This window comes from Williamsia limnetica (genome assembly GCF_003217475.1).
GTDB lineage: Bacteria > Actinomycetota > Actinomycetes > Mycobacteriales > Mycobacteriaceae > Williamsia > Williamsia limnetica.
Genome location: NZ_QJSP01000002.1, coordinates 50,141 through 66,394, shown reverse-complemented (window position 1 = coordinate 66,394; position 16,254 = coordinate 50,141). Strand labels below are relative to the sequence as shown.

At 64.8% G+C, this 16,254-nt stretch carries 14 protein-coding genes; 7 read left to right on the top strand and 7 right to left on the bottom strand.

Annotation, left to right across the window (positions count from 1 at the left end; all coding sequences use genetic code 11):
• Window positions 1-87: 87 nt before the first annotated feature.
• A complete protein-coding gene (gene glgX / locus DFR67_RS03020; RefSeq protein WP_110467967.1) occupies window positions 88-2,199 on the top strand; it encodes a glycogen debranching protein GlgX in 2,112 nt (703 codons plus the stop codon).
• 72 nt (window positions 2,200-2,271) lie between these two features.
• On the opposite strand, the gene DFR67_RS03015 is transcribed toward glgX, so the two are convergent.
• Entirely contained in the window at window positions 2,272-3,189 is a 918-nt protein-coding gene (locus DFR67_RS03015; protein ID WP_110467966.1) for a cation diffusion facilitator family transporter, read from the bottom strand.
• 303 nt (window positions 3,190-3,492) lie between these two features.
• On the opposite strand from DFR67_RS03015, the gene DFR67_RS03010 reads away from it, so the two are divergent.
• The gene (locus DFR67_RS03010; protein ID WP_110467965.1) at window positions 3,493-4,680 is read left to right on the top strand and encodes a Cmx/CmrA family chloramphenicol efflux MFS transporter; all 1,188 of its coding nucleotides are present in this window, start codon (window positions 3,493-3,495) and stop codon (window positions 4,678-4,680) included.
• 10 nt (window positions 4,681-4,690) lie between these two features.
• On the opposite strand, the gene DFR67_RS03005 is transcribed toward DFR67_RS03010, so the two are convergent.
• Together DFR67_RS03005 and DFR67_RS03000 are read right to left on the bottom strand one after the other, a co-directional pair.
• On the bottom strand, window positions 4,691-5,863 hold the full coding sequence (locus DFR67_RS03005; protein WP_110467964.1) for an FUSC family protein: 1,173 nt from the start codon (window positions 5,861-5,863) through the stop codon (window positions 4,691-4,693).
• On the bottom strand, window positions 5,826-6,242 hold the full coding sequence (locus DFR67_RS03000; protein ID WP_110467963.1) for a DUF3151 domain-containing protein: 417 nt from the start codon (window positions 6,240-6,242) through the stop codon (window positions 5,826-5,828). Before DFR67_RS03000 ends, DFR67_RS03005 begins: the two co-directional genes overlap by 38 nt.
• A gap of 308 nt (window positions 6,243-6,550) precedes the next feature.
• Between DFR67_RS03000 and DFR67_RS02995 the strand changes: the two genes are divergently transcribed.
• Together DFR67_RS02995 and DFR67_RS30155 are read left to right on the top strand one after the other, a co-directional pair.
• Complete coding sequence (locus DFR67_RS02995; protein WP_158539882.1) at window positions 6,551-7,909, top strand: Rv0361 family membrane protein; 1,359 nt, start codon at window positions 6,551-6,553, stop codon at window positions 7,907-7,909.
• A gap of 75 nt (window positions 7,910-7,984) precedes the next feature.
• On the top strand, window positions 7,985-8,428 hold the full coding sequence (locus tag DFR67_RS30155; RefSeq protein ID WP_146240351.1) for a hypothetical protein: 444 nt from the start codon (window positions 7,985-7,987) through the stop codon (window positions 8,426-8,428).
• A gap of 7 nt (window positions 8,429-8,435) precedes the next feature.
• Here DFR67_RS30155 and fbaA read toward each other — a convergent pair whose 3' ends face one another.
• Window positions 8,436-9,473, bottom strand: a complete 1,038-nt coding sequence (gene fbaA / locus DFR67_RS02990; protein ID WP_110467961.1) for a class II fructose-bisphosphate aldolase — start codon at window positions 9,471-9,473, stop codon at window positions 8,436-8,438.
• Between the two features lie 121 nt (window positions 9,474-9,594).
• Between fbaA and DFR67_RS02985 the strand changes: the two genes are divergently transcribed.
• Window positions 9,595-10,305, top strand: a complete 711-nt coding sequence (locus DFR67_RS02985) for a VTT domain-containing protein (protein ID WP_110468288.1) — start codon at window positions 9,595-9,597, stop codon at window positions 10,303-10,305.
• Window positions 10,306-10,391: 86 nt separating this feature from the next.
• On the opposite strand, the gene DFR67_RS02980 is transcribed toward DFR67_RS02985, so the two are convergent.
• The 3 genes from DFR67_RS02980 to DFR67_RS02970 are packed head-to-tail and all read right to left on the bottom strand — an operon-like array spanning window position 10,392 to window position 14,250.
• On the bottom strand, window positions 10,392-11,927 hold the full coding sequence (locus DFR67_RS02980) for an acyl-CoA synthetase (protein ID WP_110467960.1): 1,536 nt from the start codon (window positions 11,925-11,927) through the stop codon (window positions 10,392-10,394).
• Complete coding sequence (locus tag DFR67_RS02975) at window positions 11,927-12,805, bottom strand: TetR-type transcription factor C-terminal domain-containing protein (RefSeq protein ID WP_110467959.1); 879 nt, start codon at window positions 12,803-12,805, stop codon at window positions 11,927-11,929. Before DFR67_RS02975 ends, DFR67_RS02980 begins: the two co-directional genes overlap by 1 nt.
• Window positions 12,805-14,250, bottom strand: coding sequence for an aldehyde dehydrogenase (locus tag DFR67_RS02970; protein WP_110467958.1), 1,446 nt, complete (start codon window positions 14,248-14,250; stop codon window positions 12,805-12,807). The genes DFR67_RS02975 and DFR67_RS02970 overlap by 1 nt, the downstream gene beginning before the upstream one ends.
• 343 nt (window positions 14,251-14,593) lie before the next feature.
• On the opposite strand from DFR67_RS02970, the gene DFR67_RS02965 reads away from it, so the two are divergent.
• Both DFR67_RS02965 and DFR67_RS02960 read left to right on the top strand, forming a co-directional pair.
• Window positions 14,594-15,388: a maleylpyruvate isomerase N-terminal domain-containing protein gene (locus DFR67_RS02965; protein ID WP_110467957.1), complete on the top strand. Its 795-nt coding sequence runs from the start codon at window positions 14,594-14,596 to the stop codon at window positions 15,386-15,388.
• Window positions 15,389-15,414: 26 nt separating this feature from the next.
• Window positions 15,415-16,254: an SDR family oxidoreductase gene (locus DFR67_RS02960; protein ID WP_110467956.1), complete on the top strand. Its 840-nt coding sequence runs from the start codon at window positions 15,415-15,417 to the stop codon at window positions 16,252-16,254.

Below are 16,254 nucleotides of genomic sequence, written 5' to 3'. Positions count from 1 at the left end.
TTTGTGTTGTAGCGGTTCCGGGTAGTCCCACGCGGTCAGCACCGGCGCTGTCGTCCACGTACATCAGTCCGATGCCAGGAGGAACACTTGCAGATTCGACCGGGTACCGCCTATCCGCTGGGAGCAAATTACAGCGGGGCAGGTACCAATTTCGCCGTGTTCAGTGAGGTCGCCGAACGGGTGCAGCTCTGCCTGATCGACGACGACGGCGCCGAGACCCAGATCGACCTGCTCGAGCGGGACGGCTTCGTGTGGCACGGCTTCCTTCCCGGTGTCGAACCCGGGCAGCGCTACGGCTATCGAATCCACGGACCACACGATCCGGCCCAGGGGCAACGGTGCAACCCGAACAAGTTGCTGCTCGACCCGTACGCCAAGGCCATCGACGGCAAGTTCGAGTGGGCTGAAGCCGTTTTCGGTTACCACTTCGATGATCCGTCGTCTCGCAACGACGACGACTCCGGGCCCTACATGCCCAAGTCGGTGGTGATCAATCCGTTCTTCGACTGGGGCGTCGACCGCCCGCCGCGACACTCTTACCCCGACACCGTCGTCTACGAGGCACACGTCAAGGGCTTGACGGAAACCCATCCCGGCATCCCCGAGGAACTTCGCGGCACCTACGCGGCCATCGCGCACCCCGCGATCCTCGACCACCTGACCGAGCTGGGGGTCACCGCACTCGAGTTGATGCCGGTGCACCACTTCGCGGACGACTCGGTGCTGCAGGACAAGGGATTGTCGAACTACTGGGGCTACAACACCATCGGCTTCTTCGCCCCTGACTCCAAGTACTCCCGCGCCGACTCGCGTTCTGGCCAGGTGCAGGACTTCAAGTCGATGGTGAAGGCCGTCCACGAGGCAGGCATCGAGATCATCCTCGACGTCGTCTACAACCACACTGCCGAAGGCAACCACCTCGGACCCACCCTGTCGTTCCGGGGCATCGACAACGCGTCGTACTACCGGCTGGTCGAAGACGACCTGCAGTACTACATGGATTACACGGGCACCGGCAACACCCTCAACGTCCGCCACCCGCATTCCCTGCAGCTGCTGATGGATTCGCTGCGGTACTGGGTCACCGAGATGCACGTCGACGGATTCCGCTTCGACCTCGCCTCGGCACTGGCCCGCGAGTTCTACGACGTCGACAGACTGTCCAGCTTCTTCGACCTGATCCAGCAGGACCCGATCGTCAGTCAGGTCAAGCTCATCGCCGAGCCCTGGGACGTCGGGCCCGGCGGCTATCAGGTCGGCAACTTCCCTCCGCAGTGGACGGAATGGAACGGCAAGTACCGCGACACCGTCCGCGACTTCTGGCGCGGTGAGCCCGACACGTTGGGCGAATTCGCCTCGCGTATCACCGGTTCGGCCGACATGTACGAGCACGATGGCCGCAGGCCCGCCGCGTCGATCAACTTCGTGACCGCACACGACGGTTTCACCCTGCGGGACCTGGTGTCGTACAACGAGAAACACAACGAGGAGAACGGCGAGGACAGCGCCGACGGCGAGAGCCACAACCGGTCATGGAACTGTGGCGTCGAGGGCGAGACGGATGATCCGGAGATCCTCGAACTGCGAGCGCGTCAGAGCCGCAACATGATTGCGACTCTACTGCTGTCGCAGGGTGTCCCGATGATCAGCCACGGCGACGAGCTCGGCCGCACCCAGCAGGGCAACAACAACGGCTACTGCCAGGACAACGAGCTGACGTGGATCGACTGGGAGAACGTCGACGAAGGCCTGCTCGCCTTCACCCGAAAGGTCACCGCACTGCGTGCCGCGCATCCCGTCTTCCGTCGCCGCCGGTTCTTCGAGGGCCGGCCTATGCAACGGTCCGCCGACGCCCTGCCCGACATCGCGTGGCTCCGGCCCGACGGCAGCGAGATGACCGAGGACGACTGGTCCGCGGATTTCGGCCGCGCGGTGGGACTGTTCCTCAACGGCAGCGCGATCCCCGAGGTCGATGACTTCGGTGAACGGATCACCGACAGCTCATTCCTACTATTGCTCAGCGCGCACTACGAGCCCATCGATTTCGCCGTACCCGCGGAGTACGGCGACCAGTGGGAGGTCGTGATCGACACGATGCACTCGGACGAGGAGGTCGATCCGCTGTCGTCGCCGGCGACGATCTCCGTCGGCCCCCGCGCCATCACCGTCCTGCGGCGGATCGAGCCCGAAGACTCCTGACCCGCTCGATAGTGGGGCCTTCTGGCGAGCAAAAGCCCTGGTGGGCTTCGCCAGAAGGCCCCATTTTCGGTGTTACCAGGTGATCTTCTTGTGGCAGTCGGCCTGGGTGCCGACGGGGTCGACCTGGATTGTGGCGTGAGTCAGGCCGTGTGAGTCGAGAACCCGGCGAGCGGCACCGAGTACCTGGGCATTGTCCGCTGTGGCGGTGACGTGCACCGTGGCGACGTCCATCCCGGTGGTCAGGGTCCAGATGTGCAAGTCGTGGACCTCGGTGACTCCTGCGAGTTCGGTGAGGTCGGCGCGGACCTTGTCGACGTCCACATGTTGGGGTGCCTGCTGGGCCAGGATGCGCAGCGCGTCGAGCGCGAGCCGCACGGCTCTGGGCGCCACCCAGAGCGCGATGAGAACGGCCACGACGAGGTCGGCGTATGGCCAACTGGTCGTCATGGTGACGATGCCGGCGATCAGGACTCCGACCGAACCGACGGCGTCGGCCAGAACCTCCATGTACGCACCGCGCACGGCGATACTGCCCTTGGAGTCACTGCGCAGCAGCAGCATGACGACGATGTTCGCGGCGAGACCGACCAGGGCGACGACCACCAGGGTCAGCCCGGGAACGTGCGGGTCGGTGCCGATGCGCTCGATGGCCTCGTACAGCACGAACACGGCCACGCCGATGAGCAGAATCGCATTGGCGACGGCAGTGAAGACCTCCGCGCGATGCCAGCCGAAGGTCTTCACTCCGTCCGAGCTACCGTGCCGACTCAGGAGCAGCGCACCGAGACCCATCAGCATGGCCACCACGTCGGTGAGCATGTGCCCGGCGTCGGCGATGAGGGCAAGCGAATTGACCGAGATGCCGACCGTCAGTTCCACGACGAAGAACACCGAGATGATGACCGCACCGGCCACCATCGGCCAGAGCCTGCGCTCGGTGCCGTCGGCCTCGCCGGACGCACCAGGACCGTGGCTGTGCGTGTGACCCATCAGTTCAATCCCCTGTTCTTGTCCTGACGCCAGGACCGATCATCAATATATGCATGAGTACGCATGAGTTGCAACCGCGCGAACCGCGCTTCGTCGTGATGGGCTAACGTGACAGTCATGTCGAGCCCGGAATCGGACAGGGGCGGGGCTTTCGGTCACGCCGTCAGCCCCCTCATACCTGAACTCCTGAACCCCTAGTTCGCAACCCGCAGCCCTCGCTGCACGGGGGTGACAGAGCACGCATCCGGGCGCTGACCGCGGTGACGAGAAATTCCTCACTCGTTCTCTCACCTCGGAGTTCCGATGTTCTTTCCGCTCTACATGCTTGCCCTCGCAGCCTTCGCGATGGGCACTTCTGAATTCATGCTCGCCGGACTGGTGCCGGACATCGCTGCCGGCCTCGATGTATCGATCGGTGCGGCCGGGCTACTCACCTCTGCGTTTGCGGTCGGCATGGTCGTGGGGGCGCCGCTGATGGCAGCGTTGGCACGGCATTGGCCGCCCCGACAGACCCTGCTGCTGTTTGTGTCGGTCTTTGCGGTTGCCCACGTCACCGGCGCGCTCACCACAAGTTTTGCCGGACTGGTGGTCGGCCGGGTCGTGGCGGCGCTGGCGAACGCCGGGTTCCTTGCCGTCGCGCTGACCACTGCCGCAACCATCGTCGCTACGGACCAGAAGGGACGCGCTCTGGCAATCTTGCTGTCGGGTACGACATTGGCGACCGTGGCCGGAGCCCCGGGGGGTGCAGTGCTCGGTGAGCTGCTGGGCTATCGGGCGACGTTCTGGGCGATCGCATTGCTTTGTGTGCCTGCTGCGATCGGGGTGGCCAAGGGAGTTCCCGTGAGAGTCGGGAGAACCACCGGCTGCGCTCGGCAGTCGCCGGTGCTCCGGACCGAGATCGCACAGCTCGCCAAACCCACGTTGATACTGGTCATCGTTCTCGGCGCGCTGATAAACGCGGCAACTTTCGCCACCTTCACCTTCCTTGCTCCCATCGTGACCGCTACTGCGGGCCTGGATGCGATCTGGATTCCCGCGGTGTTGGCACTCTTCGGGCTGGGATCGTTCGTCGGCATCACCGTTGCCGGGCGGGTCTCGGACCGACGACCTGCCACCCTCATCGCTGTCGGCGGCCCGTTGCTGTCGCTCGGCTGGATCGCGATGGCGATGCTGGCCGCGATCCCAGAACTGCTCGTATGTCTGGTGTTCGTCCAGGGAGCGCTTTCTTTCGCACTCGGCAGCACCCTGATCGCACGGGTTCTGTATGAAGCGGAAGGCGCACCGACCATGGGTGGATCGTATGCAACCGCTGCACTCAACATCGGCGCGGCCGGTGGCCCGGCGCTCGCCGTCGTCCTTCTCGGTGCAGGCACAGGTGAACTCGGACCGGTCTGGGTGAGCAGCGCACTGGTCGCACTCGCACTGGTGGTTGCCCTACCGCTGCTGCGTGTCGTCGCACCCCGTTCCGGAGGTATCCCGATTCGCGAGTGACCGAAGGGAACTACCGCAACGTCGCCATCGCAGAGACTCGGGAAAGCCCGCAGGCCATGAGGAGATCGACAAGCGTCGAGCGGAGCTGGGCGAGGATCACGGTCTCCGACAGCGCGCTGCCCTCGACCAGTTCGGGTTTGGCCCGGCGCGCGATACTCCGCAACACCCTGGCCGCCTCGGCCTGGTCAGGCATCTGCCCGGGATCGGCGAGCATCATGTCGTTGAGGACGTCGAAGGCATGGCCGAGCTGGCCGATGAGGTCGACGATCTCGGGTTTGATCTTCTGACCTCGTTCGGTCGAGGACGCGGCGCGACGTGTCAGCACGCGGACGTTGCGGACGGCGTTGTCGATCGGGTCGGCCATCGCAGTGACACGATCGAGTCGCGAACGACGTGCCCAGTGCAGCGGCGAGATCCGGCTGATCTCCTGGCCGCCGGAGATGTCCGACCGCAGCGCGTCGATGCCGGCCTGCGTTGTCCGAGCATTCTCGAGGGCTTCGCTGAGCCGCTCATGGTCCATGCGCCGAAGACCTTCGGCAACCTCTGCGAGCACGTCAGACATGGTGGTCAGCACGTTGGCCGCGTCGCGGCGGGCGCGGAGGACGGGGTGGGTTGGGATGAGCGCGACCACACCGATCGCCACCAGACCACCGATCAGCGCGTCGATCACCCGGTGGTAGCCATCGACTCCGCCCGGCGGCAACAGGGTGGCCACCAACACCGCCGAGCTGGCCGCCTGAATCGGGACCAGCGGCCCCTTGTCGACGAGCACCGCGCACAACATCGCGATGGCGACGACCACCGTGATCTGCCAAGTCCCGGAGCCGATGACCGAGATGATCAGGTCGCCGACCGCGACTCCGACGGTGACGCCGATGGCCACCTCGAGAGCGCGACGCCAGCGCTGCCCCAGCGACAGCCCGAGGGACACAACTGCAGCGATAGGCGCGAAGAATGGCCGTTCGTGATCGAAGATCTGGGTTGCGATCCACCACGCGAGACCAGCCGCCAGAGAGCACTGCAGAACGGGCAGCAGCGACAGCCGAACTCGATGCAGCGGCGCTCGCACGCGCGGTGGCAGTCGGTCGCGACCCAGGGTCGGCAGGAGCTTTATCCGCTCGACCGGCGGACCGGCCGGGCGCGGCTCAGGCGAGTCCGAGCTCGCCGGCGGCTGCGGGGTCACTTTCGTTCAGCAGGTCGAGGCAGCGGAGGTATTCGTCTTCTTCACCGATGATCTGCGCAGCGCGCGCCAGGACCCCGACGCAACGCAGGAATCCCTGGTTCGGTTCGTGGCTCCACGGCACCGGACCGAAACCCTTCCAGCCGTGGCGACGCAACTGATCGAGTCCGCGGTGATATCCGGTGCGCGCATACGCGTACGCGGTGATGGTCGCGCCGTCGTTCAGGGCCGCTTCGGCGAGGGCGCCCCACGCCACGGACGCGGTGGGGTGGGCGGCTGCGACGGCGGCAGGGTCGGCTCCATTGAGCAATTCCGACTCCGCCTCATCGTCTCCGGTCAACAAGGTGGGCTGGGGGCCGAGAAGATCTCCGAACGACGTCATCGGCCCATTGTCGCAGCTTCGGTCGCGGCCCGGGCGACCCGTCCGGTCGTCGATCGATTCGATAGGGTGGGCCCGACGCTGCGCGGGAACGTCGAGCCGATCATCGGCCGCGACCTCGCAGGTCGCAATCGATTTCGCTCGAGGACGAGGCTTGGTGCATGTCACATCCTAACGATGAAGGCAATTCTGTTGTCAGCCGCGCACTTTCGGCAATCCGTAAGCGTCGCGAAGTAAAAACGGGCCCGGGTCAGGCCTCGTTGCAACGGGAGCCTGCTCCAGGTCCGGATCACTCACCACAGGGGGAACAGTTGTCGCAGGAAGAACCGGACCGGGATCAGCCGACGGAACCGGTCGTCGATTCGACCGACATTCCGGCGACCGAATCCGGGGCCGCCGCTCCCGGCTCCGCGGAACCGGAGTCCGCCGACGATGACACCGCGCTCGATGGAAACCCGCAGATCTCGGACGAAGAAGCTCGGGGCGACGAAGAAGCCGGGGTCGACGAGGAAGCCGGGGTCGAGAAAGTAGCTGAGGCCGAGGAAGTAACTGAGGCCGACGACGTGGTCGGGGTCGACGAAGCCAACGGTGACGCAGAAGCCGAGGTCGAGGACGAAGCGACTGTCGAGGCACCAGAGACCGGCGAGAAAGCAGAGCCTGTCGAGCCAGCAGAGACCGGCGAGAAAGCAGAGCCTGTCGAGCCAGCAGAGACCGGCGAGAAAGCAGAGCCTGTCGCGGCAGCAGAGACCGGCGAGAAAGCAGAGCCTGTCGAGGTTCCAGAGACCACAGAAGCTCTGCCCCCGGAACCGTCGCCCGCAGAGGTCGCAGCCACCGATGCAGTCGACGACACCGCCGAAACGGAATCGACCGCCACCGCAGAATCCGACGCAGACACCGCCGCGATCGTCGCCGGCGAGACAGCCGAGCCCACCACCGAAATCGCAGCAGCGGCTGTGCCGGCCGGCCTCCAGAAGAAGACAAAACCCGAGGAGCCACGACCGCCGGCGGTCGGGTCGCCGGCCGACGAGACCGAGACGCAGGTGATCGCGACCGACTCCTCCGCACCGACTGAGGTCATCGACGCACAAACCGAGCGGATCAGCGTCACCAAGGCGACCCGACCCCAGCAGCGACCGGCCCCGGAGTCCGGGTGGAAAGCCGAGCCGTCTGCACCGAAGTACATCGCGCCTGGCGGCACCCCGCAGGATCGGCCGACCGGCGGCCCACCCAAGAAATCCAAGAAAGGCCTGTGGATCGGCCTCGCGGCGCTGATCGTGATCGTCGGAGTGGTGGCCGCCGTAATCGGCGTGGCCGCTGCGAACAAGGACGAGCCGGTACCCGCTGCCGATGTCGCCGCGAACACCGCGCTGGAATACGCGACGGCGCTTCGCGACGGTGACATCGTCGTACTCCGCTCCATCACCTGCGGCGAAGCGCAGGCACGTTTTGCGGCGATGTCCGACGAGGAGTTCGCCGAAGATCACCGGATCCAGGAGGCCAACAACGAATTGGTCGGGGTCGACGGCGTCAAGGCGTCCAAGATTGTCGAAGACGGAAACAGCGCCGTGGTCGAGGTGATCGCGTTCAAGACGGCGACGCCCGACGAAAAGCTCGATGTCGCCCTGACTCTCAGCAAGATCGACGGCGAATGGAAAGTCTGCAAGGCGTAGGTGCGTACCACTGACCGAATGACCCCCCGCCCGCATGTTGACACGCGGGCGGGGCGCGGCAGATAGGCTTTCGGAGTGTCCTCTCCGGAAGATCGGCCGCCGTGGCAACCGGTTCGTCCTCAGCGACCCGCTCAGCGGGTCGTCAATGCCGCAACGATGCCCATCGCGTCGCAACGGCCTCCCGCACCTGCGTCGCCGCGCGCGTATGAGCCACCGACGCAACCGAATCCGGTCCCTCGAGGGCCGGCACCGGTCAGGCGCCCGACTCCACCGCAGGCCGCACCTCGACCGGCGCCCTATCCCCCGCAGGGCCCACCCCGGCATTACGTCCAGCGGCCCGAGCAGTACATCGCCCCGCCGGCGCAACAGTTCCCGCCCGCGGCCGATCCGTACCCGTTCGACCCGCCGCGCATCACAACGACACAGCGGCCACACCGCCGGGTGGATACCTCGGTCTTGTGTGCGGCCGCTGCGCTGGTGCTGTTGGGAGTCGCCGTCCTGGTGGGGGTTCTCCTCTAGGTGCCGATCAGGCGCTGATGGATTTACCCGTCGACTTGAGGTCGGTGCAGGCCTCGATGACACGCTCGGTCATCGACGCCTCGGCCTTCTTGTTGTAGACGCGGGGGTCATAGACCTTCTTGTTGCCCACGTCGCCGTCGACCTTGAGGACGCCGTCGTAGTTGGCGAACATGTGACCGGCGATCGGCCGGGTGTAGGCGTACTGGGTGTCGGTGTCGACGTTCATCTTGATGACGCCGTAACCCAGGGCCTCTTCGATCTCGCTCTTGAGTGAGCCCGATCCGCCGTGGAAGACGAAGTCGAAGGGCTTGGCGCCCTCGGCCAGACCCAGCTTCTTCACAGCCACTTCCTGGCCGATCTTGAGGACCTCCGGGCGCAGCTTGACGTTGCCCGGCTTGTAGACGCCGTGGACGTTGCCGAAGGTCGCGGCCAGCAGGTAGCGGCTACCGGAGTCGCCGGCACCGAGGGCCGCGATGGTTGCTTCGAAGTCTTCGGCCGTGGTGAACAACTTGTCGTTGATCTCGTTCTCGACGCCGTCCTCTTCACCGCCGACGACACCGATTTCGATCTCGAGGATGATCTTGGCGGCGGCGGCCTTGGCCAGCAGGTCCTTCGCGATCTCCAGGTTCTCGTCGAGCGGCACCGCGCTGCCGTCCCACATGTGTGACTGGAACAACGGGTTCTTGCCTGCGTCCACGCGCTCCTGAGAGATCGCGAGCAGCGGACGAACATAGGTGTCGAGCTTGTCCTTGGGGCAATGATCGGTGTGCAGCGCCACCGTCACGCCGTACTTCTCGGCGACCACATGCGCGAACTCGGCCAGAGCGACCGCGCCGGTGACCATGTCCTTGACTCCCAGGCCCGACCCGAACTCGGCACCACCGGTGGAGAACTGGATGATGCCGTCACTGCCTGCATCCGCGAAACCCTTGAGGGCGGCGTTGATGGTGTTCGACGAGGTGCAGTTGATCGCGGGAAAAGCGAACCCGCCTTCTTTCGCCGCGTTGAGCATCTGTGCATATTGTTCGGGCGTTGCGATGGGCATATGTCCTCCAGCTGCGGTTCGTTGTTTTCTCCGCCCAAGTATGGCAAGTGTGTCCGGTTGCCGTGCCCCCCGGATCAACGGTTTGGGATTCGGACAGCTGCAACCGGTACCCTTGGGCCCTGTGATCGAGACTGTGCTTGCCCAGACCACCACTGAAGTGGCGTTACTGCCTGGGTTCTTGGACCCGGTCAACCTGCTGAATTCGTTCGGGACCTGGATGTTGGGCGGCTTGCTGCTCGTCGTGTTCATCGAGTCCGGATTGCTGTTCCCGCTGTTGCCCGGCGACTCCCTGCTCTTCACCGCCGGCCTGATCGTGGCCGCGAAGTCGTCCGAGATCGAACCCTTCGCCCCGCTGTGGGTGTTGCTGGTGACGATCCCGATCGCCGCGTTCCTCGGTGACCAGGTGGGCTATTTCCTCGGCAACCGCTTCGGGTATTCCCTGTTCAAGCCGGACGCCAAGGTCCTCAAGACGAAGTACATCGAAGAGGCCCACGAGTTCTTCGAGAAGCATGGACCGATCACCATCTTCTTGGCGCGGTTCGTCCCCATCGTGCGGACGTTCGCCCCGCTGGTCGCCGGTGCCGCCCGAATGAAGTACACGACGTTCTTGACCTACAACGTCATCGGCGCGATCGTCTGGGGCGCGGGCGTGACACTGCTCGGCTACTGGCTCGGACAGATCACGTTCATCCAGGAGAACATCGATTACATCTTCCTGTTGATCGTTTTCGTCTCCGTGCTCCCGATCATCAGCGAGATCGTCAAGCGCTACCGCCGCCGCGGAGATCAGCCGCAACCCGCGACCGAGGCGCCGTCGGACTCCCCCACCTGACATCAGGTGCACCTCGTTAGGTCATATGCACACGTTTGAACGTGTGCATATGACCTAACGAGGTGCTTTTGTGCGCGGACCGAACGTCAGCCGACGAGCTGGGTCTTGAGGTCGCGTTTGACGAGTTTGCCCGTCGGGGTGCGGGGCAGGCTGTCGACGAAGACCAGCGAGCGAGGGACCTTGAACCGCGCGAGCCGCTCGCCGGTGAACCGCAGGAGTTCCTCGGAGAGTTCTGACGTTCCGTCGACGCCGTCCACGGTCTGGACTGCAGCCAGAACCGTCTCTCCCATCTCCTCGTCCGGGATACCGATCACGGCGACGTCGAGGACCGACTCGTGTCCGGTCATGACGTTCTCGATCTCCTGCGGGTAGATGTTCACCCCGCCGGAGATGATCAGAGACGTCGAACGGTCTGTGAGAAACAGATACCGATCCTCATCGAGGTACCCGACGTCGCCCGTGGTGGCCCAGTTGTCGTGTTCAGGGTGCTGCGCCGACTTCGTCTTCGCGGGATCATTGAAATACTCGAACGGCATGGTCTCCCGCTCGAAGTAGATGACGCCGACCTCTCCTGCCGCCAGGTCACTGCCGTCGTCGCCGCAGATGTGGACGGTACCGATCCAGCCGTCGCGACCGACCGAGCCCGGCTTACGCAGCCATTCCTCACTGTCGATCATGGTCATCCCGGCGAGCTCGGTCGACGAATAGTATTCCAACAAAATCGGTCCCCACCAGTCGATCATCGCGCGTTTGACGTCGACGGGACACGGGGCGGCGGCGTGGATGGCCTGGACGAGGCTGGAGTGGTCGTACTTGCTGCGGACATCGGCCGGCAAACGCAGCATCCGCACGAACATCGTCGGCACCCACTGACTGTGGGTGACCCGGTACTGCTCGATGTAGCCGAGCGCGGCCTCGGCATCGAAGCGGTCCATGATGACCGCGGTGCCGCCGATGGCCTGGATCGCGGCGGCGGTGCGCAGCGGAGCAGCGTGATACAGAGGCGCAGGTGAAAGATAGACGGTCTGGGCATCCATTCGCCACAGGTCCCGGACCATGTGCACCATCGTGTCGCCCTCGTCGCCCACCTGTCGATCCGGCAGGGAAGGCGCAATGCCCTTCGGTTTTCCGGTCGTGCCGGACGAGTACAGCATGTCGGCACCGCGAGGTTGATCATCCAGCGGATCGTCGGTGACGTCTGCGCACGCCTCGTCGAGGTCGACGTGTCCGGCCACCGTCCCGCCGAACGAGAAGCGGTGGAGAACATCGGGTGTCGAGGCCACGATCTCGCCGGCGAGCGCACCCAGAGACGCAGATACGACAAGGCCCGTCGCCTGGGAGTCCTCGATGATGTACGCGACCTCGGCCGGCGTCAGATGCCGATTGATCGCGGTCAGGTAGAGGCCCGACCGCATTGCCGCCCAGTAGGTTTCGAAGATACGTGGGTTGTTGTCACTGAGGAGGGCGACGTGGTCGCCGCGCCGCAGTCCCAGTGACCGGAAGTACCTGGCCAGCTTCACCGAACGACTCTCGAGGTCGGCGTAGGTGAGTACCTCGCCCGTGCCGGCCATGATCACTGCCGGCTTGTCCGGACTGGAGATCGAATGAGCGCCCGGATACATCAGAGGGCTCCTTTCCGGGGGTCGGTCGACATTGTGCCCCGCACGATGTCCAGGGAAAATTGCGTGTAGGAACGTGCGATGTCCGCCGGTCTGGCAGGCCCGTCCGGCCGGAACCAGTTGGCGACGCTCATGCACATCGTCACGACGGCCCGGGACGACTCCTTCGGTTGCGTCGTCCCGAACTCACCTGCGTCGACTGCGTCCAGCACCTCGATGTCGACGAGTCGTTGCACTGCAGTTCTTTTGGCAGCAATACTCGCCCGGCTCACCGGCTCGAGGCTGCGCATCTCACTACCGCACACGAACGACAGCTCGCGGCGATAGGTGTGATAGAGCACCAAGCACTCGACCATCAGGGCGAAACGTTGTGCCGCACAATCACCGCCGTCATTGCGCGCTGCCGTCATCCGGCCGATGAGGTCGGTCATCGTGGCGTCCATCAGCGAATACAGCATGGCTTGTTTGCTCGCATGATGGTGATAGAGCGCAGGGACACTGAGGTTGGCGGCTTCGGCGATGTCCCTGACAGAGCAACCGTGGTACCCCTTGGCCATGATGCACACCAGCGCAGCATCCAGGATCGGGTCGTTCGGTGTCGGCCCGTATTCACGCCATCCCGCGACGGTGGCCGTGCTCATCGGCAAGTCAATCGTACCGACCAGCCCGTCCTCGTCGAACAGTTCAGCAACCGAAATGTCGAGAATCTCACTGACAGCGAACATCCGGCTCACGCTCACCGCGGTCCGGCCGTTTTCGAGCGCCGACAACGTGGCCGGACTGACGTCGAGGCGGCGCGCCATCTCCCGCAGCGAGACCTGCCGTCGTTCACGATGGGTCCGGATCCGGCGGCCGACTTCCTGGTCGCTGGGAGCACCCATCACTCGGCGAGGAAGATCGACTTCAGACTGTAATAGGCGGCCAGGCCCTCAGGGCCCAGTTCACGCCCGAGTCCACTCGACTTGACCCCACCGAACGGCGACCCGAAGTCGAGCGCATAGCTGTTCACGCCAAAGGATCCGGTCTGGATCTGACGGGCCACATCGAGTCCGCGAGAGGGGTCGGCTGTCCACACCGTGCCGCCGAGTCCGAACTCGGAGTCGTTGGCCATCGAGATGGCCTCTGCCTCGCCGTCATAAGGCATGACAGTCAGCACCGGCCCGAAGATCTCCTCACGGGCGATGGTGGTGGTGTTGTCAGTGTTCGCGAAGACGGTCGGCTCGACGAACCATCCGCGGTCGAGTCCGCTGGGCCGGCCACCACCGGTGGTCAAGGTCGCACCTTCGTTGCGTCCGGCATCGACGTAGGACAACACCCGGTCACGCTGTTTCTCGCTGACGAGGGGCCCGATGAAGGTAGAGGGATCGAGCGGGTCACCGACCGGCAGCGAGCCGACCATCGCGGTGATCGCGTCGACGAAATCTTGGTAGCGACCCTTGGGGGCAAGGATTCTCGTTGACATGTAACAGGTTTGGCCGCTGTTGAGCAAAGAGGCGGTCGCCAAACCGGTGACGGTCGAGGTGATGTCGGCGTCGTCGAGGATGAGTGCCGCGGACTTGCCTCCGAGCTCCAGGGTGACCGGGCGCAGCAGTCGTCCGCAGACCTCGCCGATCTGGCGACCGGCAGCCGTCGATCCTGTGAACGCGACCTTCTGGACACCCTCGTGCGCCACCAGGTACTTGCCGATGTCGGGACCGCCGGTCACGACGTTCAGGACTCCGGCAGGCAATCCCGCCTCGATGGCGGCATCGGCCAGCAGGAAGGAGTCCAGGACGGTCTCCGGGGAAGGCTTGAGGACCACCGAGCATCCGGCAGCGAGCGCCGGGGCGATCTTGAAAGCTGCGAGTACCGACGGGAAGTTCCACGGGGCGATGGCGGCGACCACGCCGACCGGCTCCTTGCGGACCACCGTGGTGCCCGGGCCGGGGAACGCGACGCGTCGCTCTTCCAGGGAGGCGTCACGGATCAGCCCCGCGAAGTAGCGGAGCAGCAACGCGGGCATGGGTCCCTCGGCCATTCCGGCGATCGCGATCGGCATCCCGTTCTGCCGCGACACGATGGTCGCCCGCTCGTCCGCACGCTTGTCGACGGCGTCCGCGAACCGTTCGATCAGGTCGGCACGCGCCGCCTGTGAGATACCCGCCCAGGCAGGGTCGACAAGAGCGGCGCCGGCCGCCGCGACAGCGTTGTCGACATCCGCGGGCGCCGACGCCGGCACCTGACCGATCTGCTCCTCGGTGGCAGCGGAGTGGACAGCGAGGACGTCGGTGGTCGACGGCTCCTGCCAACGTCCACCGATGAACAGTTTCGGGTACGAGTACTCCACTGGGTCCAACTTTCTCTATCGGCGAGCCGCGGGGCCGGACAGATCCGGCGAGGTCGTTCAGTTACTGCGGTGTTCAGCTTTCCTGAACACCCGGGCGTCATCGGAGCAGGTGTGTGGCCCGCCACATTTCCGACGGTAATCCGCCCTCAGACGCTTGTCAAAGTGCCGATCGTGGCCGACCGCGGACAATCACACGGGTCATCGACCCGTTGTTTCGGCCGGTTGACAGATCGCTCGTTCGGTAGTTGGCTGCAATCCGGGCGTGAGAAGCGGAGTCGCCGCGCAATCCAGACGCCGGCCACCGCTTCGACTTCTGCCCGACCTCGTCGAGAAAGCAGGAAACATGTCACTCCAAGGCGTAGCCGCCACCGAATCACTCATGAAGGAGCTCTCCGAACTCGCTCACGGCCTGAGTGCCGACGAGTGGGAACTCGAGAGCGCCGCTGTCGGCTGGCGGGTGCAGGACGTCATCGTGCACCTCGGTACGTTCTGCAACCTCATCGCAGACCCCGAGATGACGATGCCGGAAAACGCACCGTCGACCTCCGAGCGTCTCAACGATGCGCTCGTCGACGAGCGTAGGCACTGGACCGCAGCGGAGGCGGTCGACTACTACCAGGCCCAGTCGAACGCTGCGCTCGCGACACTCGCCGCGCTGCAGGGGCCCGAATATTCCGAGGCGACCATCCCCCTCGCCGACCTGGGTACCTATCGCCTCGCAGAACTGAGCAACGCCTTCGCGTTCGACCACCTGGTGCATCTGACGTCCGACCTGCTCGCACCCCACGGACCACTCGATCGCACGGCCATCGACGTCGACGCCGCACGCGTCGGGCCTGCTCTCGACTGGATGCTCGCGGGACTGCCGAACATGTATGCCGACGCACTTCGTGAGCCCCTCACCCGGCCACTGGGTTTCGACCTCACCGGTCCCGGCGCCCGCTCGTTCGTCATCTCTTGGGGTGGCGACCACCTTCTGGTCGACGTGGCAGCAGACCTGCCCGCCGACGTGGCGACGTCCTCGACCGTCGACTTCTTGCGCTGGTCGACCAAGCGCAGTGACTGGCGCCATGCCGTGACGATCACCGGGGACCGCGAGTTCGTCTCGCCGGTCCTCGACACCATCAACATCATCTGATCCGCCCACAAGAGTCAGGAATCATTTTGAGCACCAACCACATCGCCGACAAGGTCATCGTCATCACCGGCGCAGGAAGCGGATTCGGCAAGCTCGTCGCCGAGATGACGTCGGCGGCCGGGGCCAAAGTCGTCGGAGCCGACATCAACGAGGCGGGCCTCACAGAGACCGTCGAGGGGATCCGCGCCGCGGGCAACATCGCCGAGTACTTGGTCACCGATGTCACCGACAAGGAACAGATGGATCGCCTGGCTGCCTTCACGGTCGAGAAGTTCGGCGCCGTCGACGTTCTCGTGAACAACGCAGGCATCATGCCGTTGGCGTACTTCGCCGACCACGCCAGTGCCTGGCGCGGCTGGGACAAGGCAATCGACATCAACATCAAGGGTGTCGTCAACGGCATTTCGGCCGTCTACGACCAGATGATCTCGCAGGGTCGTGGGCAGGTCGTGAACATCTCGTCGATCTACGGCAACGCCGGCATCGAGGGTTCCGGCGTCTACAGCGCAACCAAGGCCGCCGTCACCACCATTTCCGACTCACTGCGTATCGAGGCCAAGGGCAAGATCAAGGTCACCACGGTCAAACCGACGGGCGTCCCCGGCACCAACCTTGCGAGCGCCGTGGTCAACGAGGCCGCCCTGCTCGGCCTGGTCGGCAACCGCAGCGCGCACTACCTGAGTAGCGGAGCGAAGTTCGCCAGCGGTGACCTCGATCCGGCAGAGGCCGACCCGGACAACGTCCAGTACTGGGCGATGACCCCTGTCGAGCTCGCGAAATCGGTTGTCTACGTCATCGATCAACCGTGGGGCATCAGCATCAGCGACATCACGGTACGCGCCAGCGGCGACGACTACATCTACTGA

Excerpts from the sequence above, each read along its gene's own strand:
- DFR67_RS02965 (WP_110467957.1), top strand. The coding sequence starts at position 14,594 with ATGTCACTCCAAGGCGTAGCCGCCACCGAATCACTCATGAAGGAGCTC.
- DFR67_RS03000 (WP_110467963.1), bottom strand. The coding sequence starts at position 6,242 with ATGACGTCGTTCGGAGATCTTCTCGGCCCCCAGCCCACCTTGTTGACC.
- DFR67_RS03010 (WP_110467965.1), top strand. The coding sequence starts at position 3,493 with ATGTTCTTTCCGCTCTACATGCTTGCCCTCGCAGCCTTCGCGATGGGC.
- DFR67_RS03015 (WP_110467966.1), bottom strand. The coding sequence starts at position 3,189 with ATGGGTCACACGCACAGCCACGGTCCTGGTGCGTCCGGCGAGGCCGAC.
- DFR67_RS02980 (WP_110467960.1), bottom strand. The coding sequence starts at position 11,927 with ATGTATCCGGGCGCTCATTCGATCTCCAGTCCGGACAAGCCGGCAGTG.
- DFR67_RS02975 (WP_110467959.1), bottom strand. The coding sequence starts at position 12,805 with ATGGGTGCTCCCAGCGACCAGGAAGTCGGCCGCCGGATCCGGACCCAT.
- fbaA (WP_110467961.1), bottom strand. The coding sequence starts at position 9,473 with ATGCCCATCGCAACGCCCGAACAATATGCACAGATGCTCAACGCGGCG.